The sequence below is a fragment of the Streptomyces aquilus genome (genome assembly GCF_003955715.1).
Taxonomy (GTDB): Bacteria; Actinomycetota; Actinomycetes; order Streptomycetales; family Streptomycetaceae; genus Streptomyces; species Streptomyces aquilus.
Genome location: NZ_CP034463.1, coordinates 6,518,059 through 6,541,878, shown reverse-complemented (window position 1 = coordinate 6,541,878; position 23,820 = coordinate 6,518,059). Strand labels below are relative to the sequence as shown.

Sequence of the window (23,820 nt, the reverse complement as noted above, 5' to 3'; positions counted from 1 at the left end):
GACATCCCTGTGATTCGGACTAATGTCCCTGTGTACACCCGTAGGAACAGCTGTCGAGGGGATATCCGTGACCACGATCACCGTCGGCGAGGTGACGGAGACACCCCCGCGGCCGGACCGGACGGCACCCCGCGAGACCCGGCTGCGCGCCCTGGACGGACTGCGTCTGGTGGCCGCGCTGATGGTGGCTGCGTACCACTACGGCGGCCGGGGCGGCGATGTCACGGCGGCCTGGGGAAGTTCCCCGAAAGCCCAGTTCCCGACGCTGCACCAGTTCTTCTCGTACGGCTGTCTCGGCGTCCAGGTCTTTTTCGTGATCAGCGGATTCGTGATCTGCATGAGCGGCTGGGGCAGGCCCCTGAAGTCGTTCTTCGCCTCCCGCGCGTCCCGGCTGCTGCCGGCGTACTGGGCGGCGGTGGTGCTGGTCACCGCTGTCTTCGCCCTCCCCATGGTGGCGTACAAAACGGTGTCGCCGAGCGACGCGCTCGTGAACCTGACGATGCTCCAGCAGCCGCTCGGCGTCGACCGGGTGCTGGGTGTGTGCTGGACGCTGTGGGCGGAGGTCCGCTTCTACGCCCTGTTCGCCCTGTGCGTGGTCCTGCCGGGTGCCTCGCGCCGCCGGGTGATCCTGTTCTGCGCGGGCTGGACGCTGGCGGCGGCGATCACGCAGGCCGCGCACCAGCCGCTGCTCGACGTGGTGCTGATGCCCGAGTACGCACCGTTCTTCATCGGCGGTGTCGGCCTCTACCTCGTCCACCGCGACCGGCGGGACGTGTACGCGTGGGGCATCGTCGGCGTCAGCTTCCTCATCGGCCAGCACTACGCGGTCCGCGGGCTGTGGAACGCCGGCGACCCGAACGCGTTCGCGCACCGCTCCTCCGCCGGGATCGTCCTCGTGGTCGCGCTCGGCTTCCTCGCGGTCGCGGCGATCGCGCTGGGCTGGCTCAACTGGGCGAACTGGCGCTGGCTGACGGTGGCCGGGGCGCTGACGTACCCGTTCTACCTGGTCCACGAGCACCTCGGCTGGGTGGTGATCCACGCCCTGCACATCGGCCTCGGCCTGCCGTCGGCGGAGACCTTCGCGCTGACGGTCGCGGCGATGCTGCTGCTGGCCTGGCTGCTGAACCGGTACGTGGAGAAGCCCCTCACTCCGAAGCTGCGTTCGGCTCTGGCCAAGGCTCGGTGAGGTTGTTCATCTGACGTTCCGCTGCGGGTCAGTTCGCCTGGTCCAGGGCGAGCAGGAATGTCTCATGTCCAACGCACAGCAGACGTACACGTACCCCGGTGAACTCAGCGACGTACCCGGCTGGTTCCCGCCGCTCGACCAGATGCTGTTCACCTGGTTCCTCGACCGCCAACGGCGGCTGGGCGTCCAGGGCGACCTGCTGGAACTCGGCGCCTACATGGGCAAGAGCGCGATCCTGCTCGGCCGGCACCGGGGCGCGGGCGAGGAGTTCACCGTCTGCGACCTGTTCGGCGGGGAGGCGCCGGACGGGGCGAACAAGGCCGAGACGGCGAAGTCGTACGCGTCCCTCACCCGCCAGTCCTTCGAGCGCAACTACCTCTCTTTCCACGACGAGCTGCCCCGCGTCATCGAGGCGCCCAGCTCCGTCATCTCCTCCGAGGTCGCCCCGAAGACCTGCCGCTTCGTCCACATCGACGCCTCGCACCTGTACGAGCACGTCCGCGACGACATCGGCGCGGCGCGGGAGTTGCTGGTGCCGGACGGGATCGTCGTCCTCGACGACTTCCGCTCCGAGCACACGCCGGGGGTGTCGGTGGCGGTGTGGGAGGCGGTGCTGAACCGGGGGCTGCGGATCGTCTGCCTCAGCACGCAGAAGCTGTACGGGACCTGGGGGGACCCGGGGGTGGTGCAGGAGGAGCTGCTGGAGATGCTCCGGGGGCGGCCGGACTGCGGGCTGAGTGTGCAGGAGGCGGCGGGGCAGCGGTTGGTGCGGGCGCGGGCGCAGGGGATGCGGGCGGTGGAGTTTCCTAAGTCGCGGCATTATGTGGCGCCGGTGCCGGTGCCTGCGGCGCCCCAGCGGCGGAGGTCGCCTGCGCGTCGTATCGCCGTGGAACTGTTGCCGCCGGTTGTCACTCGGGCAGTGCGGAGGGCTTTGACGGTTCGCGGTTAGGTGCGGGTTCGTCGTGGCTGGGCGCGCAGTTCCCCGCGCCCCTTAGGGCGTTGGCGATGCCGGTGATGATCAAAGCCAGGCCCTCTTCGAAATGGCTGTCGTAGTCCGCGAAGACCTCCCTCCCCGCCGCCGCCGACAAGGGGAAGTCGGCCATCAGATGTGCCCGTTCCTCTACGTCGACGCCTGGCTGCATGCCTTGTTCCTCGGTGACGAAGCCGAGGGTGTAGAAGTACGTCGTCGAGGCCGCGCGGACCGCCTGGGCGAGGGTGAAGCCGGCCGACGTGAACAGGCGCAGGTTGTCCTCCATCGCCTCCGCGTGCACGAGGCTCGTGAAACGTGAGCCGCTGAAGACCTTGGCGCCGTCGCGGTAGCCGAGCAGCGCGGCCCGCAGTCCGCGGTTGGACTTCAGCAACCGCTCCTGCCAGGTATCGCCGGGATCCAGCGCGGTCCCGGCGATCATCCGCCGGTACATCTCCGTCGCCATCTCGTCCAGCAGCGCCTGCTTGTCCTTGAAGTGCCAGTACAGGGCGGGGGCCTTGACGTCGAGCTCCTTGGCGATGGCCCGCAGGGTCAGGCCCTCCAGGCCCAGCTCGTTCAGGAGCTTCAGGGCGGTCTCGGCGACCCGTTTGCGGTCGAGGGGCGTGCGGCGTTCCGTACTCACGCTTGACACCTTAACAGCGTTAAGGGCAGCCTTGTCGGCGACGGCACTTAACAGCGTTAAGGAGATAAGCGATGGATGTTCTGATCGTCGGAGCCGGCCCGACCGGCCTCGCCCTCGGCATCGACCTCGCGCGGCGCGGGGTGGCCGCGCTGGTGGTGGAGAAGGCCGACGCCCTGTTCCCCGGCTCGCGCGGCAAGGGCATCCAGCCGCGCACGATGGAGGTCTTCGACGACCTCGGCGTCCGGGACGCGATCCGCGCGGCGGGCGGCACCTACCCCGTCGGGATGATCTGGCAGGACGGCGAGCGCGTCGGCGAGCACCAGATGTTCGACCCGGCCGAGGCGACGGAGGACTCGCCGTACAACGAGCCGTGGATGGTCCCGCAGTGGCGGACGCAGGAGATCCTCGCGGCGCGGCTGACGGAGCTGGGCGGCGAGGTCGCCTTCGGCCGGGAGGTCACCGGTCTCACGCAGGACGAGGACGGCGTGAGCGTGCACTTCGCGGACGGCCCTGACCTCCGCGCCCGGTATGTCGTCGCCGCGGACGGTGGCCGCTCCGCGATCCGCCGGGCCCTCGGCATCGCCATGACCGGCGAGACCGTCGACCCGCACCCGATGCTGGTGGCGGACGTACGGCTGACCGGCCTCGACCGCGAGTACTGGCACGTGTTCCCGCCGCGCGGGGACGGCGACGGCTTCCTGGCGATCTGCCCGCTGGCCGGGACCGAGGACTTCCAGGTCGTGGCCCAGTTCCCGGAGGGCACGGCCGTGGACGTCTCCCTCGAAGGCGTCCGCAAGGTGGTCGCCGACCGCTCCCACCTCACCCCGGACGCCGTGACGGAACTCCGCTGGTCCTCCGACTTCCGCCCCCGCCAGGCCCTCGCCGACCGCTTCCGCTCCGGCCGCGTCTTCCTCGCCGGCGACGCGGCCCACATCCACTCACCGGCCGGCGGCCAGGGCCTCAACACCAGCGTCCAGGACGCCTACAACCTGGGCTGGAAGCTGGGCGCGGTGCTCACGGGGAGCGCGCCGGAGTCCCTCCTCGACACGTACGAGGAGGAGCGCCGCCCGATCGCCGCCCAGATGCTGGGCCTGACGACGAGCGTCCACCGGGGCGAGACCCGCCGGGGCGACGCGACGCGTCAGCTGGGCCTGGGCTATCGGGGCTCGTCCCTGACGGCGGAGACGGGCACCCTGCCGGGTCCGCTGCGGGCGGGCGACCGCGCACCTGACGGGATGCTGGGTGGGGTACGGCTGTTCGACGCGTTCCGGGGGCCGCACTGGACGCTGCTCGCGGTGGGGGTCGAGGCTCCGCGGCCACCGGCGACGACGCGGGTCGTGCACGGTACGGGCCAGGTGTCGTACGGAAAGGGCCTGTTCCTGGTGCGCCCGGACGGTTACGTCGGCTGGGCAGGCGAGACGGCCACCGGACTCAAGGACTACTCGGCACGGGTCGGGCTCTAGTCAGGCACTCGCCATCGACAACTTCACCGCGAACCCCAGGAACAACGCCCCCGCAGCCGACGTCGCCCCCGCCGACAACCGCTTCCGCCGCCGGAACGCGTCCGCCAGCCGCGTCCCGCTGAAGATCAGCGCGGTGAGGTACAGGAAGCTCGCGGCCTGCGCGAAGGCCCCCAGCACCACGAAGGACAGCGCCGGATACGCGTACCCGGGATCGACGAACTGCACGAAGAAGGCGACGAAGAACAGGATCGCCTTGGGGTTGAACAGGCTGATGACGAGGGCCCGGCGGTAGGGCCGCTCGTAGGAGGCCCCCTCGGACGCGTCCTCGGTGGTCGCTTCCTTCCGCGACCGCCACATCCCCCACGCGGCCCGCAGCATCCCCACCGCCAGCCACGTCAGATACCCGGCGCCCGCGTACTTCACGATCCCGAACAGCACGGCGTTGGCCTGGAGCAGGGACGCCACCCCCGCCGCCGACAGCGTCATCAGCACGGTGTCCCCGCACCACACCCCCGCCGCCGCGGTGTACCCGGCCCGCACCCCGCGCCGGGCGGCGACGGACAGGACGTACAGCGAGTTGGGACCGGGCAGCAGGACGATCAGGACGAGTCCTGCCAGGTAGGTGGGAAGGTCTATGACACCGAACATGGGATCGAGTTTCGCATGTCAGAGCCCTGTCCCGAGAAGGCGTCCACACCCTAGAACGCGTCCGCCGGGACGTACGTCCCCCACACCTCCCGCAGCGCGTTGCACACCTCGCCGACCGTCGCCCGCGCCCGCAGCGCCTCCTTCATCGGGTACAGGACGTTGTCCTCCCCCGCCGCCGCCTTCCTGAGGGCGTCGAGGGCCGAGGCGACCGCCGCCGCGTCCCGTTCCGCCCGCAGCCGCGCCAGCCGCTCGGCCTGCTGGGCCTCGATCGCGGGGTCGACCCGCAGCGGCTCGTACGGTTCCTCCTCGTCGAGCCGGAAGCGGTTGACGCCGACGACGATCCGTTCGCCCGCGTCGGTCTCCTGGGCGATCCGGTAGGCGCTGTGTTCGATCTCGTTCTTCTGGAAGCCGTGCTCGATGGCCGCGACCGCGCCGCCGAGGTCCTCGACCCGGCGCATCAGGTCGAGGGCCGCCGCCTCCACGTCGTCGGTCATCTTCTCCACGACGTAGGAGCCGGCGAACGGGTCCACGGTGGCGGTGACGTCCGTCTCGTGGGCGAGCACCTGCTGGGTCCGCAGCGCGAGCCGCGCGCTCTTGTCCGTGGGGAGGGCGATCGCCTCGTCGAAGGAGTTGGTGTGCAGGGACTGGGTGCCGCCCAGCACCGCGGCCAGGGCCTGGACCGAGACCCGCACGAGGTTCACCTCGGGCTGCTGGGCGGTGAGTTGGACGCCGGCCGTCTGGGTGTGGAAGCGGAGCATCATCGACTTGGGGTCGCGGGCGCCGAACTCGTCCCGCATCACCCGGGCCCAGATGCGCCTGGCCGCACGGAACTTGGCGACCTCCTCCAGGATCGTCGTACGCGCCACGAAGAAGAAGGAGAGGCGGGGCGCGAAGTCGTCGACGTCCATCCCGGCCGCGACCGCCGTCCGCACGTACTCGATGCCGTCCGCGAGCGTGAACGCGATCTCCTGCACGGGGGACGCGCCCGCCTCGGCCATGTGGTAGCCGGAGATCGAGATGGTGTTCCACTTCGGGATCTCGGCCCGGCAGTACCTGAAGATGTCGGCGATCAGCCGGAGGGAGGGCTTCGGCGGGAAGATGTACGTTCCCCGCGCGATGTACTCCTTCAGGACGTCGTTCTGGATCGTGCCCGTGAGCCGGTCGGCGGGTACGCCCTGTTCCTCGGCGACGAGTTGGTAGAGGAGCAGGAGCAGCGCCGCCGGGGCGTTGATCGTCATCGACGTGGAGACCTGGTCCAGGGGAATCCCGTCGAACAGCACCCGCATGTCGTCGACCGAGTCGATCGCGACGCCCACCTTGCCGACCTCGCCGTGCGCGAGGGGGGCGTCGGAGTCGTGGCCCATCTGGGTAGGGAGGTCGAAGGCGACGGAGAGGCCGGTGGTGCCGTGGGCGATGAGCTGCCGGTAACGGGCGTTGGACTCGGTGGCCGTGCCGAAGCCGGCGTACTGGCGCATGGTCCAGGGGCGGCCGGTGTACATGGTCGGGTACACGCCCCGGGTGTAGGGGTAGGCGCCCGGTTCGCCCAGCTTCTCCGCCGGGTCCCAGCCTGCCAGGGACCGCGGCCCGTACACCGGTTCGATGGGCAGTCCCGATTCCGACTCGCGCGCCATGGTGTGCCGCCTCCCGTCACTGGGGTACTGGTCCCCACAATGCCGCGCCGTTCGCGACGAGTCATCCGCGGGAAAGCATCTTCGGTGGCGGCGTGAGACGACCGGGGGGCGCGATGCGTACCGAGGACATGAGGAGAGTGCTCGCCGCACTGGCGGTCGTGGCCGTGGTGGGCGGCTGCACCGTGCAGGCGGCGGACGGCGACGGGAAGAACCGGACGCCGGTGCGCATCGAGCTGCCCGACAGCGCCTCGCCGACGCCGCGCGCGACCACCTCCACGCCCTCCTCCGCCACGCCGGCCAGGGTTCTGTGGTCCCGCGGCGACACCGGACGGGACATCCGTGAGCTCCAGGCCCGGCTACGGCAGGTCGCCTGGATCTTCGAGGGGCCGACGGGGACGTACGACGACGCGACCGTGGAGGCCGTCAAGGGCTTCCAGGGCAAGCGCGGGCTGCCGAAGACCGGCGAGACCGACTCCGTCACCTGGCAGCGGCTGCTGCGGATGACGCGCGAGCCGGGGAAGTGGGAGCTGTACCTGATGGGCGGGCAGCCCGCCGACGCGCCGGACGCGCGCTGCATGACCGGGCGGGTGCTGTGCATCAGCAAGTCCAGCCGTACGTTGCGCTGGATGGTGGACGGCAGGACGCTCACGACGCTGCCGGTGCGGTTCGGGACCGAGTACACCCCCACCCGGGAGGGCGTCTTCCGCGTCTACTGGAAGTCCCGCGACCACTACTCGACGCTCTACCACTCGCCGATGCCGTACGCGATGTTCTTCAGCGGGGGCCAGGCGGTGCACTACTCGACGGACTTCGCGGCCCGTGGCTACGCGGGCGGCTCGCACGGCTGCGTCAACGTCCGCGACGAGGCGGCGATCTCGGAGCTCTTCGACGAGGTCCGCACCGGCGACAAGGTCGTCGTGCACTGGTGACCCGCGGGGCGGACGTGTGGGGCGCGGGCGGGACCGGGGGAACGTGTCCCGCCCGCGCCGAATGCACGAGCCGTGGGTACGGGGGGAACCCCGGCTCTGTGCGACGGCCGATGACCAGTCGGCTCATTCAGTACTGCGCCGCCGGGCCGGAAAACGTCACACCCCCCGGGAAAAAGTTCCGCGGGCGCCGGTGCGGCCGGTCTCAGAGGGCCGAGTACGACGGGCTCGGCTCCGGCTGCGGGGAGGTCGCCGCCTTCTTCGGCAGCAGCGGGGCGGCCGTGTCGGGCTCCGGCGGGGAGTAGCCGCCGTCGGGGTCGTGGCGGTTGCCGCCGCGGTGGTCTCCGTCTCCGGAGCCTCTGTGGTGGCCGTCGTCGTCGCCCTTGCCGTTGCCGTTGCCCCGGCCGCCGCCGTTGCCGTCCCGGTCGTGGTGGCCCTTGCCCTTGCCGCCGTCCCCGTCCTCACCGGCCTGGGCGTCGGACCGGGTGCCGGAGGAGCTGTCCAGGACGCCCTGGCAGAACTTCCACACCCGTGCCGAACCGCCGGCCACGCCCTCCAGAGCACGGCGGCGGTCGGTGGACAGTGCCCTGCCGTCACGCAGGTCGCGGCAGGCCGAGGGCGCCGCTCCCCACCAGGAGCCGGGCTTGCCGTCCTTGCCGTCCTTTCCGGTGCCCGGCGAGCTGCTCGCGCCGTCCCGGGCGGTGTCACGGCCGCCGCCCTCCTCGGCGGCCCCGGCGCTGGAGCCGTCGGGCGTCGGCTCGTCCGCGCCGGTGCCCTGGGGTGACGGCGAGCCGAGCGGGCGGTCCGAGGTCACGGCGGCCGAGACGGAGGCGTTGGGGCCGGGTTCGCCGTCGCCGAACGGGGTCGGCAGCAGCCCGGCACCGGCCGCGGCGGCCACTCCGCCGGCCATGCCGAAGGCCAGCGCGGCGGCGAGCGCGAGGCGGACGGGGCGGTTGCGGCGGGGGCGGGGGCCGGGCGGGGCCGCGGGTCCGCGCCCGCGCCGTCCGCCGATACGGACGAGGCCGACGTCGGCGTGCGCGCCGACGCCGACGCCGTGCTCCGTACGCACCGTGCCGGTGCCCCGCTCGGCGTGCGCCTTGCGGAACGCGGCCAGGGCGGCTTCCTCGCCGGGGAGTTCGGTGGTGCTCGGCGGCGGGTCCACGGACAGCGCGCCCAGGGTCTTGGCGAGCCGCTCGGCCTCGTCACGGGCGGTGGGCTCGACAGCGTTGTCCAGTGACTCACCGCGCAGCAGCCGCTCCGCCAGCTCTTGGTTCAGCCACTCGTACTGCTTGTCGGCCATCACATGTCCTTCTGCGTCCGCGGACGCGTATGCGTCACACTCGCGGACGTCACCGCACGGTTGCGTGGTTCTCGCTGGGGCGGCAGGGCGTCGAGCCCGCCGGCCGATTCCGGATCGGCGCCGAGGAGTTCGGCGAGCCTCTTCAGCCCGCGGTGCGCGGCCGTGCGGACGGCTCCCGGCCGCTTGCCCAGCGTCTCCGCCGCGGTCTTGGCGTCCAGGCCCACCACCACGCGCAGCACGACCGCCTCGGCCTGATCCTGCGGCAGTCGGGCGATCAGGGAGAGGGTGGTGTCGGTGGCCAGGGCCTCCATGGCCTCGCCCGCGGTGTCGGACTCGGCGGCCTTCCCGGTCAGTTCCGTTTCGTCGCCGCCGATGGCCGGCCGACGGCCGCGCATGCGGATGTGGTCCAGGGCACGGTTGCGGGCGATACGGGCGGCCCAGCCGCGGAACCGGTCGGCGTCCCCCTCGAACCGCTCCAGGTCCCGGGCGATCTGCAGCCATGCCTCGGAGGCGACGTCCTCGGCGTCCGGATCGCCGACCAGCGTCCGGACGTATCCGAGCAGCCGCGGGTGCACGGCGCGGTACACAGTCCGGAACGCGGTCTCGTCCCCGTCCTGTGCCGCGAGCACCGCGGCGGTCAGCTCCGCGTCATCCCCCAGCACGCATGGTTCCTCAGTCGATGGTCGCGGCCCCCGGGCCGCCTGCGATTGCGGTGGTTCCTCGCCTCCCGCTCGGCGCGAAAGGCACGTTACGACCTGAAACCGCTGCTCGTCCATGTCCGTACAAGATGCAACCACCTCATGACGGGGTGGACGGGAGCCGGTGGCGGCCCGGGGTGTGACAGAAAACGCACTCATGGCGCTGTAGGAAGTACGGGCCGCCGCGCGGCCCGTGCCGCGCGACGGCCGGGGCCTCTCCTGTGGGGGGTGGCGGCCCCGGCCGTCTCCGCGTGCGGCCCGGGCAGGACGCAGGGCGGAGCGGCGTCGCCGCCTCCGCGTCTCGGTTTCCCGGGGATTACTGGTTCTTCTTGCCCTTGGCCTTGTCGGGCTGCTTCTCACTGTTGCCCGGGGCGCCCGTGGTCGGCGCGCTCGTCGCCGCGTTGCCCTTGTCCGGCGTCTTGCCCTGGCCGTTCTGCTTGTTCGGCCGGCCCTGCCCCAACTGCCGTGCGCAGTACGCCGCGACCTTCTCCTCGCCGCCCGCCGCCTCGATCAGCCGCTGCCAGGCCGTCGAGTCCAGCGCGTTGCCGCGGCCCCGGACGTTCTCGTAGGCGCGGCAGTGCGCCTCGGTGCCCCGGGCGGTGACCGGACGGTCCGGGGGGACGGAGGCGCCGGTGTCCGGGGTGGTGCCCGCCCGCTCGGAGGCGGAGGCGGTGCTGTGCGGCTGCCGTTCCCGGGCCCGGTCGGCGGTGTCGTCGGAGGACGAGCCGGAGGTGCCGATCGCGGCGAACGCGACGCCGCCGATGGTGAGGCTCGCCACGAGCACGGAGAGGGTGGTCTTCAGCGAGCGGCCGAGCCTGCGCTGCTCCCGGGGCCGCCAGTCGTCCCGGCGGCGGGTGCGGGCGCGGTGCGCGCCGCCGTCCCGGGCGGCCCGGAACGCGGCGACGGCCCGCTGCTCACCGTCGTCTCCGGGGAGGACGCGCATGGCGTCGGCCAGGAACTGCTCAAGGCCGTCGGTGCCGTGTGCACCAGCCGTTCCGCCGGTGCCGTCATTGCCCTGCCGGCCGGGGACGCCGGCGGCTGGGTGCACGCGCCGACGGCCGTGGCCCCCGCCGCTCTGCCTTTCACCCATGTCCGTTCCCGTCTCTGTCCGGCCCGTCGTCGTTCACTTCGACTCCCCCAGCGTGCGGGGGTCGTCATCCGTCACACTCTCGACGCCCAGCTGCTGGGCGAGGCGCTTGAGCCCCCGGTACGCGGCGGTGCGCACGGCGCCGGGGCGCTTGCCGAGGACGCGGGCGGCGGCGGGACCGTCGAGCCCGACGACCACCCGCAGCAGCACGGCCTCCGCCTGGTCCCGCGGCAACCCGCGCACCAGCTCCAGGGCGTACTCGGTGGAGAGCGACTCCAGCGCCTGGTCGTGGGTGCTGTGCGGGCCGGGCAGATCCAGTACGTCCTGTTCGAGCGCGGCCGACCGGGGCCGTACCTTCTGCCGCCGCAGGTGGTCCAGCGCCCGGTGCCGGGCGATGGTCGCCGACCAGCCGCGGAAGCCCGCCCCGTCGCCCTTGAACCGGCCGAGGTCGCGGGCGATCTCCAGCCAGGCGTCGGAGGCCACGTCCTCGGCGTCGTCGCCGACGATGCCGCGGAGGTAGCCGAGCAGTCCGGGCTGCACGATCCGGTACGCGACCGCGAAGGCGGCCTCGTCACCGTCCTGGGCCCGCGCGACAGCCGCGCCGAGCTCGACGTCGTACGTCTGCACGCGGCGGGGTTCGCCTCCTCGACCCAAGAACTGTCCTCGTTCATGCCGGTTCGCGGCGATGTCGCACCGCGGGTGCGGTCGCCCTTGCGCTGAGCGGGGTGCTCAGCCCTCCACGCACATCAGCGCCGGGCCGCACGGAAGTGTCACTGTCCTCGGCCCGGCCGTCCGTCAGGCGGCGGTCCGCCGGGGCCGGCCGTGCAGGGTCAGGTAGAAGGTCTGGAGGGAGTCCTCGGGGCCGCTCGACCCGAAGCGGTTGAGGACCTTGCCGAGCGGGTTCCAGACCCGGCCGTCGGGCATCCGGACGCCGACCTCCTGGCCGAAGTACGCGCGCTGCGTGTCGTCGAGGTCGACCCACACCGCGCCCGCCCGGCGCACCAGTACCTCACCGACGTAGGCGCCCAGGCCCGTGAGCGGTTCGCGGACCCGGTCCTGGTCGGCGCCGCCCTTGCGCAGGCCGTCGATCAGGAAGTCGACGACCCGCAGACTGGCCACCGAGTAGTCCAGCGGCAGCCGGCTGCGCGCGGTGATCCCCGTGACGAACTCCGCGGCCCGCCCCCGCATCCCGGCCGCACACGTCACGCTCCCGGCCTGCTTCCCCATGAGCCCCCACCCCATTCGCTCGGCTCTCCCGCTGTTCCAGCGGATGCCGTCCCGCGAACATCACGGGTCCCGGGCGTGGCGATTCCCACACGGAAAAACCACAGCCGCCGTACAACCCTTCGGGCCAGTGATGTTTGGCCAGAGCTGAGCGCTCTGTGTATGGGCCGCCCAAGTGGCAGGCGCTACCAACGAGTTCATTTCACAGGGGTGGGGTAGTTGAGTCCTCGCAGCAGCCGTGCGTACAGACCGCTCAGTCTCAGGAGACGGGCCTGGCTGACCGCCGGGGCCGTCGTGCTGAGCGGCGCGGGCATCGTGACGTACGCGATGGCCGACCAGGGCGCGCAGTCGGACGGCAGGGCCACGGCCCGTAAGGCCGCGATCCACACGTTGAAGCTCCAGAGCGCGGGCGCCGGCCGCAAGAGCCTCGCCAAGCGGGACACGGACCGCTTCAGCGCGCTGCTGGTGACCTGGGACGACGCCGACGCCAAGGCCAAGGGCACGCCCGAGGTGCGCACCCGGGACCTGGAGACCGGCACGTGGTCCGGGTGGCAGAAGCTGACCGTCGACCCCAGCCAGGCGGACGGCGCCGAAGGCGAGCGGGCCGCGCTGCGCGGCGGTACGGAGTCGCTGTGGACCGGTGACTCGGACGGCGTCGAGGTGCGGGTCGTGAACGCGGACGGCACCGCGGCGGGCGGGCAGCCGGCCGGAATGGATGTCAAGCTGCTGGACCCGGGGACGGATCCGAAGGGCAGCGGGGTGGAACCGGCGGCGTTCGTGGCCGGGACGACGACGCCGGAGGCGTCAGCGTCGGCGTCGGCATCGGCATCGGCATCGGCATCGGCATCAGCTTCGGCTTCGGCTTCGCCGAGTGAGTCCGTGCCGCCTTCGGCTTCGGCTTCCGAGTCGGCCTCGGCGTCTCCTTCTCCGACTCCGACGCAGACCGTCACGGCGTCCCCCTCCCCCACCTCCACCGTCCCGGCTCCCCGCCCCTCCACGGTCGTGAAGCCGCCGGTCATCACGCAGGCGGAGTGGGGCGCGTCCACGGACTACGACGGCACACCCGGCTACGGCACCGAGATCAAGGCCGCCGTCATCCACCACACCGGCATGGACAGCGACAACACCCTGTCCTGCGCGGAGTCCCGGGCCCGGATGCGCTCCATCCAGCAGGAGCACTTCGCGCGCGGCTACTACGACATCGGCTACAACTTCGTCGTCGACAAGTGCGGCCAGATCTTCGAGGGCCGCAGCGGCGGCATGGACCTGCCGGTGATCGGCGCGCACGACATCGGGTTCAACACCAACACGGTCGGCATCTCGTACATCGGCAACTACGAGTCGGCCAAGCCCAGCAGGGCCGCACTGGACTCCATCGCGCGGATCGTGGCCTGGAAGTTCGGGATGTACGGCATCGACCCGACCGGCAAGGTCACCCTGGTCTCCGGCAGCGACGCGGGCGTCGACGGCAACAAGGTCGCCAAGGGCAGCTCGATCACCCTGCCGCGCGTCTTCGGCCACCGGGACACCAACGCCACGGCCTGCCCCGGCGCCCACCTCTACTCCAAGCTGTCGCGGATCGCGGCGCTCGCGAAGACGCCGGGCATCTCGCACGCCCTCGCCACCTCCGACTACAACCGGGACGGCGTGACCGACCTGGTCGCGGGCGTGCCGAAGGCGAACGCGGTGAAGATCGTGCCGGGCAGCGTCAACGGGCCGGTGACGGCGGCGAAGGTGACGCTCACCCAGTCCAGCCCCGGGGTCCCCGGCTCCTCCGAGTCCGGCGACGCCTTCGGTACCTCCACCGCGTGGGGCGACGTGAACGGCGACGGTTACGCCGACCTCGCGATCGGCGCGCCCGGCGAGGACGACACCAGCGGCAACGCCGACCGCGGCCAGGTCACGGTGATGTACGGCCCGGCGCTCGACACCGGCTTCTCGTACACCACGTCGGGCGTCACGGCGGCGGGCGCGAAGCTCGGCTCGGCCGTGACCGCGGGCGACTTCAACGGTGACGGCAAGGCGGACGTGTTCGCGGCGGGCGCGGGCAAGGGCGGCAACTGGAACGTCCGTCTGACCGGCGGCAAGACGACCTACGGCACGCTCACCGCCGCCACCGGTGCGGTGGCCTACCTGGACGCCGCGACCGGCGACTTCAACCAGGACGGCTACGCGGACGTCGCCCTCAACTACCGCGACACCGGCGGCATCGGCCGCGTCGTCCGCTTCGCGGGCTCGGCGACGGGGCTGACCAAGGCCGGCGTGATCTCGGTCAAGGGCGGCCGGTCCATCGCGGCCGGTGACGTCAACGGCAACGGCTACGACGACATCGTCATCGGCCAGCCGGTGGCGTCCGAGTCCGGCGGCAGGCCGGGCGGGCAGATCACCATGGTGCCGGGCACCTCGACGGGCTTCACGACGACCGGCATGACGACGATCCACCAGGACACCTCCGGCGTCCCCGGCGGCGACGAGTCCGGCGACGCGTTCGGCAGCTCGGTCTCGGTCGGCGACTACGACGCCGACGGTTACGCCGACGCGCTCGCGGGCGCGCCGGGCGAGGACCTGGTGCGTGACGGCGCGAACCGCACGAACGCGGGCAACGCGATCCTGGTGAAGGGCGGTTCGGCGGGCCTGACGGGCACGGGTTCGATCGCCGTCTCCCAGGACACCTCGGGCATCCCCGGCTCCACGGAGACCGACGACCGCTTCGGCTCCGCGGTCTCCCTGTCCGACCTCTCCGGCTACGGCCGCGCCGACCTCACCTTCGGCGCGGACAACGAGGACGGCGGCGACGGCATCCTCCTCCACCTCCCGAGCAACAGCACGGGCCTCGGCTGGTCGGAGGCGACGATCTACAGCAAGACGACGCTGGCGACGCCGACGGACGCGAGGCTGGGCCAGAGCCTGACGCCGTAAGCCCCTGAAGGCAACGGCCGGGGTCCCCACCCATGAGCGGGATCCCGGCCGTTCTCCTCGTGCTCGCTCGCTTTGAGCCCTGAGGCCTGTCCGGTCCTAGCGGCCGGCGACCGTCGCGTCCCGGCACAGCAGCCGCAGCGACCCGTGCCCCGCGAAACACCGCCGCGCCTCGTCGATCGGGTCCCACAACCGCCCGTCGGGTGTGCGGATCCAGTGGTCGCCGCCGCTCGCCCACCACTCGGCACCGGTCTGACGGACGATCACCTCACCGGCGTACGCGCCGAATCCGCGCAGCACCGCGTCGACGGCGGCGTACGGAGTGTCCTCGCGGCGCAGCTCGTCGATCATCCGGTCGACGCGCCACAGGCTCTGTGCCGAGTAGTCGAGCCGCACCCGCGCGCCCTCCCGCATCGTCGCCACCGCGTCCGCCGCCCACCGCACGGGCTTCGCCGCGGCCGAGGGCCTGGTTTCGTACTGTGTCGTCACACCCTCAAGAGCGTTCCGGGAGTGTCGTTCGTCACCCGGATCCGGACACCTCTCACATGTGTGGTCCGGGCGTGAGTGACGCTTCACGGTTCCCGTGCGCTCCAGTCACTGATGAGCATGTACTTCCACTTCCGCGCCATTCCGCCCGCGGCCCTGCGCAACAGCCCGGCCTGGCTGGAGAAGCTCTTCGAGGACGACTGGAACGCCGTACGCGAGCGGATCGGCTGGCATCGCGAAGAGGTGCTGGACAAGGGCTACCTCGACAACGAACTCCTGTACGCCGGCACGCACGGCGAGGACGGCCCGCGCACCCATGTGGTGCTCGGCGGCCGCCCGATCCCGCACCCCGACCCCACGCTCCCGCCGTTCCTGCTGCTCACCGCCGCGCAGACGGGCCGGGTCGCCTCCTATCTCGCCGAGGCGGTGTTCGACGACCTGTGGCTGGACGCGCGCGACCTGCTGTTGCCGTCGTACGGCGGCACGGACACCGAACCCGAGGTGCACGGCGTGTTCGCGGCGGCCCACCGCGACCTCACCGCGTTCTACGGTCAGACGGCGCAGTACGGCGACGCGGTGGTGAAGTGGCTCGTGACGTGAGGGAGTTGGGGCGGTCCGGTCAGCGCTTGCCGCGGGCCCGGCGGGACACCACCGCGCGCAGCACGCGCCGCCCCTCGACGGACACCTCCAGCGCCCGGCGCAGCCCGGCCGTGCCGTGCCCGGCGAGCACCTCCAGGACGGTGACCTGGCGCCGCAGTTCGGCGGCGACGAGCGGCGGCATGCCCTCCGTACGGCCTTCGCGGCAGGCGTCGAGCGGGCCGTCGCCCGAAGCCGGATCGAGCAGCCGGTGGATCTGCAGCGAGGCGACGGAGCAGGCGTCGGCCCAGGCGCGCACCCCGTCGGCGTCCCGCGTGTCCGGGGCGGCGTCGAGCATCCGGCGGGCGAGGGCGGCGGCCTCGTCCTCGGCCGCGTCGGCGGACCCGGCGAGCTTGTCGCGTGCCGCCTTCAGTCCCGTCTCCCAGTCGCCGGTGTCGGCGAGGCTCGCCCAGAGGGGGCGCAGGATCTCGTCGTCGCCGCCGAGCAGCGGTACGCACCGATCCAAACAAGCCAAGCCGCTGGCGGCCAGTCCGCGCTCGTCGGCCTGAGCGATCAGCTCCACCAGACTCATCCACGCCTCCCTGAGGAGTGCCGCCCGACCGCTCCGGAGCCCGACGACACCTCTTCGCCTGCGATGCTCCCTAACGGAGCCCGCACTTCCCCTTACTGCGTGCGACGGCCCGGGAGTGTCACAGGGGCACCACGGACAACCGGTCGAGCAGCCGGAAGAACAGGTTTTCGGCCAGCGAATCGGGTTCGGCGGTGAGCACCTCGAGCAGCCGCTCGGGGTCCGCCGTCCGCCCCGCCTCCTCGGCCCAGGCGACGGCCCGTTCGGCCGCGTCGGGCGGTTCCAGGAAGTAGTCCTCCAGGGCGAGGCCCTCCTGACCGGCGCCGATGTACCCGGCCATGGCCGTCCGGGCCAGGCAGGTCGTCCAGGCCCCGCTCTCCGGCCCGGCCGCCTCGACGACCACGCAGTCGCTGTCCATCACGTACCCGAACAGGGCGGGCGCCCCGGTCTCCCGGGCCAGCGCGTTCATGCTGCCGACGTCCCCGTCCCCGCTCGGGTACTCCCACACCTGCCACCCGCCGGCCGCCTCAGCCCTGAGACCCAGTCCCCCGGCGACCCCGGCCAGCGCGTCCAGCTCCTTCAGCGGCCGCTCGCTGCGGCCCACGACGAAGTACCCCCAGTAGCCCATTCCGGCTCCCCCCGGCTCTCGGCTGCGGCTCGGGCCGAATACACCACAGTCGTACGGCCGTTCGCAGCCGTATCGGGCAATCCGCCGCGACTCAGGCGGACACGGGGACCGGGCCGGGGCCGGCAAGGGCCTTCTCGTACTGCATCCGGTTCAGCCGCAGCACGACGGCGATGGCGAGGGCCGCGGCCACGACGTCGATGAGGTCCGAGAACATCAGCTGCCCCACGGCATCGTGGATCTCGTCAGGGCTCTCGGCCTTGCGGTACGCGCTGGACGCGGCCCGGCCGGAGAGCAGCGAGATGACCCAGAACGTCCACCAGGTGTTGACCAGGCCGTGCGTCCGGGGCGCGCTCCAGGGGCTGCTGGCGTTCCAGATGTCCACCGTCATCCGGCGCGGGAACCAGAGGTTGACGATCGGCAGGAGCCAGCCCCAGACCACCCAGCCGCGCTTCTTCTCGTGCCCGTACGGGTCGAACACCTCGGCGTTGACCCGCACTCGGTGGAACCAGCACAGGAAGAGGACGGCGGTCGTCAGCAGCACGACGGTCTGGGCGATGCCGGCCGCGGAGTAGAGCCGGTCGGCGAGCTCGACCCGCCCGTCGCGGAGGGCACCGTTCGCCAGGTCGTCGCTGACGTCGCGCACGTAGAGGCCCGCCCCGAGGGCGAACAGGTCGGCGGCGATGGCCACACCGAGCCCCGCGACGGCGGCCCGCCCGAGGCCGACCGGCGACTGGAGCCAGGCGGCCGGGGCGATGAAGTGGTCATGGCGATTGTCGGTCACGAGGGGGGAACATACGTTCGCCAACCCGGTAAGTCCAGCCCCTTCCTCAACCCAGGCGATCCGCCAGCGACTTGAACTCCGCCCAGGTCAGGGACGGCTTGTCGGCGTCCCACAGCTTCTGGACGACCGCCCGCAGCGGCAGCCGGATGCCGGCCGCGACCTGGTCCTGGGTCTGGGCGTTCGGATAGTCGCCCCACACCGCGAAGGAGCCGCCGAGGATCTGGTCGTCGTACTTGGCGTCGACCGCCTGGGTGCCCCGCACCACCCGTGGCGTCCACTGCTCGTAGATGCGCTGTCCCGTCGGGTACCAGAACTGGTTGGGCTGCCCGAGGACGTAGTAGAGGAACAGGTCGTTGTAGTTGACGAGGTCGCGCCCCGCACTCAGGTACTCGACCGGCTGCCGCGCCCCGATCTCCTTGCCCGTCCAGTAGGCCACCTGGAGATCCTTGGCCGGCTGCACGGACGTACCGGGGAAGAACCCGTCGTTCCAGACCCGCATCGTCTTGCCGTGCTTGCGGACTGTGTCGGCACGGTCGTTCAGCCAGCCGGTGGTGAGGTCGGCGACGGTGCCGCCGGTGCCGTAGGCCTCCCGCGCGGCGGTGGCGAGCTGCGGGTAGGACGCCTCCGGGTTCGAGGCCATCAGCGCCCGGTACTCGTCGCCGCCCAGGTTCCAGCGGTCCCCGGGGAACAGCTCGGCGTACTCGTCCAGCAGCTCGTCGACGATCGTCGCGGCCGCGTCCTGCGAGATGTCGACCGCGCCGCGCGCCGCGACGCCCGAGGCGTTGCGGAGTTGGAGGCTGGGGTGCGCGGCGATGACGGCGCCGAGATGTCCGGGCGAGTCGATCTCGGGGACGACCGTGATGTGCCGCTCGGCGGCGAGGTCGATGATCCGATCGACCTCGGCCCGGGTCAGATGCTGATCCGACACCACCTCGGGATGCGACCGCGACTCGATCCGGAACCCCTGGTCGTCGGAGAAGTGCAGCCCCAGCTCGTTGAACTTGAGATCCCCGAGCTCCCGCACCCGGTCCTCGATCCACCCGGCGGTGTAGTGCTTGCGCGCGATGTCCAGCATGAACCCGCGCACCGGCTTGGCGGGCGCGTCCTTGACGACCCCCTCGGGCGCCGTACCCCCGCCGTGCACGGTCTGCTTCAGCGTCCGGGTCCCGTAGAACACCCCGGCGTCGGCGGGCCCGCCGATGGTGACCCGCCCGCCGCGCACGGTCATGGTGTACGACTCCGGGTCGCCGCCCGCGTCGTCGTTCAGCACGAGCCGCAGATCCCCGTCCCGCGTGTCGCTCTTCTGCCCCGCGTACGTCAGCCCCAGCTCACCGGCGACCAACTGCCCCTCGTCGGCGAGTTCCGCGTCGCTCACGACGACCCGCTCCCCCTGCCGCGGCCGCCACCCCGGCCCACGCTCCGGGGTGTGCGCCGCCACGGCGGGAATCGTGCGCGGGGTCCGCGAGAGCGGGTAACTGCGGGTGGGACTGGGAGTGGCCGCCCGGGAGGACGCGCCGGCGGAAGGCGCCGACTTCCCGTCGGAGGGCTGCCGCGTCACCGCCCCCGTGGGCCCGCTGCGGTCCCCGTCGCCCGAGGCCCACACCCCGATCCCCACTCCGGCGGCAACCGTCACGGCCACCGCCGCGACGACCACGACCCGTGTCCTCACCTGCCGCGCCTTCCGTGCCGGCGCCCGACGCCTGTGCTGACTCACGAACCCAACCTAGGGCGTAGGGGTGGTCGTAGCTGTCCACCACACGTTCCGAAACTCTCCCGTGCGAGTGAAATTCGGGCATCCGTCGGACACGTCACGTCCACTCTCGATAGCGTGACGTCACACCTCTCCCAGCATCCCCTGCCGAAACACACGTGACGCCCACACACCTTCCCGGCCGAGTCGCCATACCGGCGCTGCCCACCGTCCTCGACGCCTTCAACATCGCCCCCGCCGACGAGGCCCGCACCCTCCTCCTCACCTGCCTCCGCAGCCTCCGCTGGGCCGACCGCATCACCGCCCACCGCCCCTACCCGGACGCCCCGGCCCTACTCGCCGCGTCCGACGAGGCGGCGTACGACCTGACCCCGGCGGACCTGTCGGAGGCGCTGGCGGGCGAGACGTTGACGACATTGCCGGACGAGACGTACGACATCGCCCATATGGCACTTGACGCGGCACACGCGGCATACGAGGCGAAGTTCGGACATGCGTTCGTGATCTGCCTGGAGGGCTTGAAGCCGGACGAGGCCTTGGACCACGTACTGGCAGGAATCCGGTCACGATTGACAAACGATCCGGAGGAGGAGCGGGTAGTGGCTTGGGAAGAGCTACGGCAACTGGCAAAGGCACGTTTGCTGGAGGTCCTTAGGGGCGCGGGGAACCGCGCGACCAGCCCCAACGGCGCCGCACCCGGCAAATAACCGGACACCCCACCCCATTAGCCGCACCGCTCTCACCCATACGCATGCCACTTTGATCACACCGGTAGGCCCGACGTAAGCCCCGCAGGCAACCGTCGCTACGATGCTGGGGGCCGGTGGACCGTACCCGGCCGGGCCCGACCGACAGCACAAGCCGGCGCGGCCCCAATCCCCGCTCCCGGAGGGACTTCCGTGCCGGCTGGAACGCTGTACCGCGGCCGGGAAGGAATGTGGTCCTGGGTGGCTCACCGAGTCACCGGCGTCCTCATCTTCTTCTTCCTGTTCGTTCACGTGCTGGACACCGCTCTCGTCCGTGTCTCCCCTGAGGACTACGACAGGGTCGTGGCCACGTACAAGACGCCGATCGTCGCCGTGCTGGAGTACGGCCTCGTCGCCGCCATCCTCTTCCACGCGCTCAACGGCCTGCGTGTCATCGCCGTCGACTTCTGGTCGAAGGGCCCCCGCTACCAGAAGCAGATGCTGTGGTCCGTCGTCGGCCTGTGGGTCGTGCTGATGATCGGGGCGATCTACCCCGTCCTCGGCCACGCCGCTCGTGAACTGTTCGGGAGCTGACGCGTATGTCCACCACCGAGAAGACCGCTGACGTCTCGGGCATCGGCCCCGTCGAGGGCGCCGACGTCTACAGCGTCGACAACCCGGCCCCCCTCATCGAGGCGCCGCGCAAGCGCACCAAGAAGACCCCGAAGTCCACGCGGGGCAACTTCGAGATGGCGGCCTGGCTGTTCATGCGCCTGTCCGGCGTCGTGCTGGTCGTCCTCGTCATCGGCCACCTGCTGATCCAGCTCGTGCTGGACGGCGGCGTGTCGAAGATCGGCTTCGCGTTCGTCGCGGGCCGCTGGGCCTCGCCGTTCTGGCAGGTCTGGGACCTGTTGATGCTGTGGCTGGCGATGCTGCACGGCGCCAACGGCCTGCGCACGGTCATCAACGACTACGCGGAGCGCGCGAACACCCGGCTGTGGCTCAAGGGCCTGCTCTACACCGCCACGGTGTTCACCATCCTGCTGGGCACGCTGGTGATCTTCACCTTCGACCCGAACATCCGCTAGGCACGGGGCTGAGGCAACCACTCATGAAGATCCACAAGTACGACACCGTCATCGTCGGCGCCGGTGGCGCCGGTATGCGCGCCGCCATCGAGTCGACGAAGCGCAGCCGCACCGCCGTGCTGACCAAGCTGTACCCCACCCGCTCCCACACGGGCGCCGCGCAGGGCGGCATGGCCGCCGCGCTGGCCAACGTGGAGGAGGACAACTGGGAGTGGCACACCTTCGACACGGTCAAGGGCGGTGACTACCTGGTCGACCAGGACGCCGCCGAGATCCTGGCGAAGGAGGCCATCGACGCCGTCCTCGACCTGGAGAAGATGGGCCTGCCGTTCAACCGGACGCCCGACGGGACGATCGACCAGCGCCGTTTCGGCGGTCACTCCCGCAACCACGGTGAGGCGCCGGTCCGCCGGTCCTGCTACGCGGCCGACCGCACCGGCCACATGATCCTCCAGACGCTGTACCAGAACTGCGTGAAGGAGGGCGTGGAGTTCTTCAACGAGTTCTACGTCCTCGACCAGCTGATCACCGAGGTCGACGGCGTCAAGAAGTCGGCCGGTGTGGTGGCGTACGAGCTCGCGACCGGCGAGATCCACGTCTTCCAGGCGAAGGCCGTGATCTACGCCTCCGGCGGCACCGGCAAGTTCTTCAAGGTGACGTCGAACGCGCACACGCTGACCGGTGACGGCCAGGCCGCGGTGTACCGCCGTGGGCTGCCGCTGGAGGACATGGAGTTCTTCCAGTTCCACCCGACCGGCATCTGGCGCATGGGCATCCTGCTGACGGAGGGCGCCCGTGGTGAGGGCGGCATCCTCCGCAACAAGGACGGCGAGCGCTTCATGGAGAAGTACGCGCCGGTCATGAAGGACCTCGCGTCCCGTGACGTCGTGTCCCGCTCCATCTACACGGAGATCCGCGAGGGCCGGGGTTGCGGTCCCGAGGGCGACCACGTCTACCTGGACCTGACGCACCTTCCCCCGGAGCAGCTGGACGCGAAGCTGCCCGACATCACGGAGTTCGCGCGCACCTACCTCGGTATCGAGCCGTACACGGACCCGATCCCGATCCAGCCCACCGCGCACTACGCCATGGGCGGCATCCCGACCAACGTCGAGGGTGAGGTCCTGGCGGACAACACCACGGTCGTCCCGGGCCTGTACGCGGCCGGCGAGGTGGCCTGCGTCTCGGTGCACGGCGCCAACCGTCTCGGCACCAACTCGCTCCTGGACATCAACGTGTTCGGCCGCCGTGCGGGCATCGCCGCCGCCGAGTACAGCCAGAGCGCCGAGTACGTCGAGCTGCCGGAGAACCCGGCGGAGTTCGTGGTCGAGCAGGTCGAGCGGCTGCGCAACTCGACGGGCACGGAGCGCGTGTCGGTCATCCGGCGCGAGCTTCAGGAGACCATGGACGCCAACGTCATGGTGTTCCGCACCGAGCAGACGATCAAGACGGCGGTCGAGAAGATCGCGGAGCTGCGCGAGCGCTACCGGAACGTCGCGATCCAGGACAAGGGCCGTCGCTTCAACACGGACCTGCTGGAGGCGATCGAGCTCGGCAACCTGCTGGACCTCGCCGAGGTCATGGCGGTGTCGGCCCTCGCCCGCAAGGAGTCCCGCGGCGGTCACTACCGCGAGGACTACCCCAACCGCGACGACGTCAACTTCATGCGCCACACCATGGCGTACCGCGAGGTCGGCGACGACGGCACCGAGTCCATCCGTCTCGACTACAAGCCGGTCGTCCAGACCCGCTACCAGCCGATGGAGCGTAAGTACTGATGGCTACCCCTGTTCTGGACAAGGTCGAGGCGGAGTCCGCGGCCTCTCCCTACATCACCGTCACCTTCCGGGTCCGCCGCTTCAACCCGGAGGTCTCGGCCGAGGCGACCTGGGAAGACTTCCAGCTGGAGATCGACCCCAAGGAGCGTGTCCTCGACGGCCTCCACAAGATCAAGTGGGACCTGGACGGCACGCTGACGTTCCGCCGCTCCTGCGCCCACGGCATCTGCGGCTCGGACGCCATGAGGATCAACGGCAAGAACCGTCTTGCCTGCAAGACCCTCATCAAGGACATCAACCCCGAGAAGCCGATCACGGTCGAGCCGATCAAGGGTCTGACGGTCCTGAAGGACCTGGTCGTCGACATGGAGCCGTTCTTCCAGGCGTACCGCGACGTGATGCCCTTCCTCATCACGAAGGAGACGAACGAGCCGACGCGCGAGCGTCTGCAGTCCGCCGAGGACCGCGAGCGCTTCGACGACACGACGAAGTGCATCCTGTGCGCCGCCTGCACGTCCTCGTGCCCGGTCTTCTGGAACGACGGCCAGTACTTCGGCCCGGCGGCGATCGTGAACGCGCACCGCTTCATCTTCGACAGCCGTGACGAGGCGGGCGAGCAGCGCCTGGAGATCCTCAACGACCGCGACGGCGTGTGGCGCTGCCGCACCACGTTCAACTGCACGGACGCCTGCCCCCGTGGCATCGAGGTCACGAAGGCGATCGCCGAGGTCAAGAAGGCGCTGATCACGCGCCGGTTCTGAGGTCGTTCGCGGTACGGCTTTCCGTACGGCCGTGAGGGCCCCGTTCC

24 protein-coding genes are annotated in these 23,820 nt (G+C 71.2%); 11 read left to right on the top strand and 13 right to left on the bottom strand.

The window, feature by feature from the left end:
• Positions 1-67: 67 nt before the first annotated feature.
• Both EJC51_RS30230 and EJC51_RS30225 read left to right on the top strand, forming a co-directional pair.
• Positions 68-1,186, top strand: a complete 1,119-nt coding sequence (locus tag EJC51_RS30230; protein WP_399578687.1) for an acyltransferase family protein — start codon at positions 68-70, stop codon at positions 1,184-1,186.
• A gap of 64 nt (positions 1,187-1,250) precedes the next feature.
• On the top strand, positions 1,251-2,135 hold the full coding sequence (locus EJC51_RS30225) for a class I SAM-dependent methyltransferase (protein WP_126273961.1): 885 nt from the start codon (positions 1,251-1,253) through the stop codon (positions 2,133-2,135).
• Here the strand turns inward: EJC51_RS30225 and EJC51_RS30220 are convergent.
• Positions 2,095-2,796, bottom strand: coding sequence for a TetR/AcrR family transcriptional regulator (locus EJC51_RS30220; RefSeq protein WP_126273960.1), 702 nt, complete (start codon positions 2,794-2,796; stop codon positions 2,095-2,097). The genes EJC51_RS30225 and EJC51_RS30220 overlap by 41 nt on opposite strands.
• A gap of 71 nt (positions 2,797-2,867) precedes the next feature.
• On the opposite strand from EJC51_RS30220, the gene EJC51_RS30215 reads away from it, so the two are divergent.
• Positions 2,868-4,259, top strand: coding sequence for an FAD-dependent oxidoreductase (locus tag EJC51_RS30215; RefSeq protein WP_126273959.1), 1,392 nt, complete (start codon positions 2,868-2,870; stop codon positions 4,257-4,259).
• Here EJC51_RS30215 and leuE read toward each other — a convergent pair whose 3' ends face one another.
• Both leuE and EJC51_RS30205 read right to left on the bottom strand, forming a co-directional pair.
• The gene (gene leuE / locus EJC51_RS30210) at positions 4,260-4,907 is read right to left on the bottom strand and encodes a leucine efflux protein LeuE (RefSeq protein WP_126273958.1); all 648 of its coding nucleotides are present in this window, start codon (positions 4,905-4,907) and stop codon (positions 4,260-4,262) included.
• A gap of 50 nt (positions 4,908-4,957) precedes the next feature.
• Positions 4,958-6,538 carry an acyl-CoA mutase large subunit family protein gene (locus EJC51_RS30205; protein WP_126273957.1) on the bottom strand — a complete coding sequence of 527 codons (1,581 nt, stop codon included), beginning with the start codon at positions 6,536-6,538 and terminating at the stop codon, positions 4,958-4,960.
• A gap of 113 nt (positions 6,539-6,651) precedes the next feature.
• On the opposite strand from EJC51_RS30205, the gene EJC51_RS30200 reads away from it, so the two are divergent.
• A complete protein-coding gene (locus EJC51_RS30200) occupies positions 6,652-7,467 on the top strand; it encodes a L,D-transpeptidase family protein (RefSeq protein ID WP_244362917.1) in 816 nt (271 codons plus the stop codon).
• A 202-nt stretch (positions 7,468-7,669) separates the two neighbouring features.
• On the opposite strand, the gene EJC51_RS30195 is transcribed toward EJC51_RS30200, so the two are convergent.
• From EJC51_RS30195 to EJC51_RS30175, 5 genes are all read right to left on the bottom strand, one after another.
• Positions 7,670-8,764, bottom strand: a complete 1,095-nt coding sequence (locus tag EJC51_RS30195; protein ID WP_126273956.1) for a hypothetical protein — start codon at positions 8,762-8,764, stop codon at positions 7,670-7,672.
• A complete protein-coding gene (locus EJC51_RS30190) occupies positions 8,764-9,426 on the bottom strand; it encodes an RNA polymerase sigma factor (protein WP_126273955.1) in 663 nt (220 codons plus the stop codon). Before EJC51_RS30190 ends, EJC51_RS30195 begins: the two co-directional genes overlap by 1 nt.
• Before the next feature lie 352 nt (positions 9,427-9,778).
• Positions 9,779-10,552 carry a hypothetical protein gene (locus tag EJC51_RS30185; protein ID WP_126273954.1) on the bottom strand — a complete coding sequence of 258 codons (774 nt, stop codon included), beginning with the start codon at positions 10,550-10,552 and terminating at the stop codon, positions 9,779-9,781.
• A 33-nt stretch (positions 10,553-10,585) separates the two neighbouring features.
• Positions 10,586-11,203 (bottom strand): RNA polymerase sigma factor, encoded by a 618-nt coding sequence (locus EJC51_RS30180; RefSeq protein WP_059192744.1) that lies wholly within the window; start codon positions 11,201-11,203, stop codon positions 10,586-10,588.
• 141 nt (positions 11,204-11,344) lie between these two features.
• Positions 11,345-11,776, bottom strand: a complete 432-nt coding sequence (locus EJC51_RS30175; RefSeq protein WP_126273953.1) for a hypothetical protein — start codon at positions 11,774-11,776, stop codon at positions 11,345-11,347.
• A gap of 216 nt (positions 11,777-11,992) precedes the next feature.
• Between EJC51_RS30175 and EJC51_RS30170 the strand changes: the two genes are divergently transcribed.
• Positions 11,993-14,692 (top strand): N-acetylmuramoyl-L-alanine amidase, encoded by a 2,700-nt coding sequence (locus tag EJC51_RS30170; protein WP_126273952.1) that lies wholly within the window; start codon positions 11,993-11,995, stop codon positions 14,690-14,692.
• A gap of 96 nt (positions 14,693-14,788) precedes the next feature.
• On the opposite strand, the gene EJC51_RS30165 is transcribed toward EJC51_RS30170, so the two are convergent.
• Positions 14,789-15,178 (bottom strand): hypothetical protein, encoded by a 390-nt coding sequence (locus EJC51_RS30165; RefSeq protein WP_126273951.1) that lies wholly within the window; start codon positions 15,176-15,178, stop codon positions 14,789-14,791.
• 111 nt (positions 15,179-15,289) lie between these two features.
• On the opposite strand from EJC51_RS30165, the gene EJC51_RS30160 reads away from it, so the two are divergent.
• Entirely contained in the window at positions 15,290-15,775 is a 486-nt protein-coding gene (locus tag EJC51_RS30160; protein ID WP_126273950.1) for a DUF1877 family protein, read from the top strand.
• 19 nt (positions 15,776-15,794) lie between these two features.
• On the opposite strand, the gene EJC51_RS30155 is transcribed toward EJC51_RS30160, so the two are convergent.
• The 4 genes from EJC51_RS30155 to EJC51_RS30140 all read right to left on the bottom strand — a co-directional run bounded on the left by EJC51_RS30155 (position 15,795) and on the right by EJC51_RS30140 (position 19,418).
• Positions 15,795-16,343 (bottom strand): hypothetical protein, encoded by a 549-nt coding sequence (locus EJC51_RS30155; protein WP_126273949.1) that lies wholly within the window; start codon positions 16,341-16,343, stop codon positions 15,795-15,797.
• Positions 16,344-16,461: 118 nt separating this feature from the next.
• Positions 16,462-16,968: a hypothetical protein gene (locus tag EJC51_RS30150; protein WP_126273948.1), complete on the bottom strand. Its 507-nt coding sequence runs from the start codon at positions 16,966-16,968 to the stop codon at positions 16,462-16,464.
• Between the two features lie 91 nt (positions 16,969-17,059).
• Positions 17,060-17,749 carry a DUF4328 domain-containing protein gene (locus EJC51_RS30145; protein WP_165951190.1) on the bottom strand — a complete coding sequence of 230 codons (690 nt, stop codon included), beginning with the start codon at positions 17,747-17,749 and terminating at the stop codon, positions 17,060-17,062.
• Between the two features lie 46 nt (positions 17,750-17,795).
• The gene (locus tag EJC51_RS30140) at positions 17,796-19,418 is read right to left on the bottom strand and encodes a beta-N-acetylhexosaminidase (protein WP_244362915.1); all 1,623 of its coding nucleotides are present in this window, start codon (positions 19,416-19,418) and stop codon (positions 17,796-17,798) included.
• Positions 19,419-19,618: 200 nt separating this feature from the next.
• Here EJC51_RS30140 and EJC51_RS30135 point away from each other — a divergent pair, with 200 nt between their 5' ends.
• The 5 genes from EJC51_RS30135 (at position 19,619) to EJC51_RS30115 (ending at position 23,773) form a co-directional block, all read left to right on the top strand.
• Positions 19,619-20,167 carry a 2-oxo-4-hydroxy-4-carboxy-5-ureidoimidazoline decarboxylase gene (locus EJC51_RS30135; RefSeq protein WP_126273945.1) on the top strand — a complete coding sequence of 183 codons (549 nt, stop codon included), beginning with the start codon at positions 19,619-19,621 and terminating at the stop codon, positions 20,165-20,167.
• A 192-nt stretch (positions 20,168-20,359) separates the two neighbouring features.
• Complete coding sequence (gene sdhC / locus EJC51_RS30130) at positions 20,360-20,740, top strand: succinate dehydrogenase, cytochrome b556 subunit (protein WP_079311791.1); 381 nt, start codon at positions 20,360-20,362, stop codon at positions 20,738-20,740.
• 5 nt (positions 20,741-20,745) lie between these two features.
• Complete coding sequence (locus EJC51_RS30125; protein ID WP_126273944.1) at positions 20,746-21,234, top strand: succinate dehydrogenase hydrophobic membrane anchor subunit; 489 nt, start codon at positions 20,746-20,748, stop codon at positions 21,232-21,234.
• Positions 21,235-21,257: 23 nt separating this feature from the next.
• A complete protein-coding gene (sdhA, locus tag EJC51_RS30120; protein ID WP_126273943.1) occupies positions 21,258-23,012 on the top strand; it encodes a succinate dehydrogenase flavoprotein subunit in 1,755 nt (584 codons plus the stop codon).
• Positions 23,012-23,773, top strand: coding sequence for a succinate dehydrogenase iron-sulfur subunit (locus tag EJC51_RS30115; protein ID WP_079311794.1), 762 nt, complete (start codon positions 23,012-23,014; stop codon positions 23,771-23,773). The genes sdhA and EJC51_RS30115 overlap by 1 nt, the downstream gene beginning before the upstream one ends.
• The last annotated feature ends 47 nt before the right edge of the window (positions 23,774-23,820 follow it).

What these genes read in the sequence shown, in the direction of transcription:
- EJC51_RS30225 (WP_126273961.1), top strand. Translation starts at nt 1,251, where the DNA reads ATGTCCAACGCACAGCAGACGTACACGTACCCCGGTGAACTCAGCGAC.
- EJC51_RS30215 (WP_126273959.1), top strand. Translation starts at nt 2,868, where the DNA reads ATGGATGTTCTGATCGTCGGAGCCGGCCCGACCGGCCTCGCCCTCGGC.
- leuE (WP_126273958.1), bottom strand. Translation starts at nt 4,907, where the DNA reads ATGTTCGGTGTCATAGACCTTCCCACCTACCTGGCAGGACTCGTCCTG.
- EJC51_RS30205 (WP_126273957.1), bottom strand. Translation starts at nt 6,538, where the DNA reads ATGGCGCGCGAGTCGGAATCGGGACTGCCCATCGAACCGGTGTACGGG.
- EJC51_RS30200 (WP_244362917.1), top strand. Translation starts at nt 6,652, where the DNA reads ATGCGTACCGAGGACATGAGGAGAGTGCTCGCCGCACTGGCGGTCGTG.
- EJC51_RS30195 (WP_126273956.1), bottom strand. Translation starts at nt 8,764, where the DNA reads ATGGCCGACAAGCAGTACGAGTGGCTGAACCAAGAGCTGGCGGAGCGG.
- EJC51_RS30185 (WP_126273954.1), bottom strand. Translation starts at nt 10,552, where the DNA reads ATGGGTGAAAGGCAGAGCGGCGGGGGCCACGGCCGTCGGCGCGTGCAC.
- EJC51_RS30175 (WP_126273953.1), bottom strand. Translation starts at nt 11,776, where the DNA reads ATGGGGAAGCAGGCCGGGAGCGTGACGTGTGCGGCCGGGATGCGGGGG.
- EJC51_RS30160 (WP_126273950.1), top strand. Translation starts at nt 15,290, where the DNA reads ATGAGCATGTACTTCCACTTCCGCGCCATTCCGCCCGCGGCCCTGCGC.
- EJC51_RS30155 (WP_126273949.1), bottom strand. Translation starts at nt 16,343, where the DNA reads ATGAGTCTGGTGGAGCTGATCGCTCAGGCCGACGAGCGCGGACTGGCC.
- EJC51_RS30150 (WP_126273948.1), bottom strand. Translation starts at nt 16,968, where the DNA reads ATGGGCTACTGGGGGTACTTCGTCGTGGGCCGCAGCGAGCGGCCGCTG.
- EJC51_RS30125 (WP_126273944.1), top strand. Translation starts at nt 20,746, where the DNA reads ATGTCCACCACCGAGAAGACCGCTGACGTCTCGGGCATCGGCCCCGTC.
- sdhA (WP_126273943.1), top strand. Translation starts at nt 21,258, where the DNA reads ATGAAGATCCACAAGTACGACACCGTCATCGTCGGCGCCGGTGGCGCC.
- EJC51_RS30115 (WP_079311794.1), top strand. Translation starts at nt 23,012, where the DNA reads ATGGCTACCCCTGTTCTGGACAAGGTCGAGGCGGAGTCCGCGGCCTCT.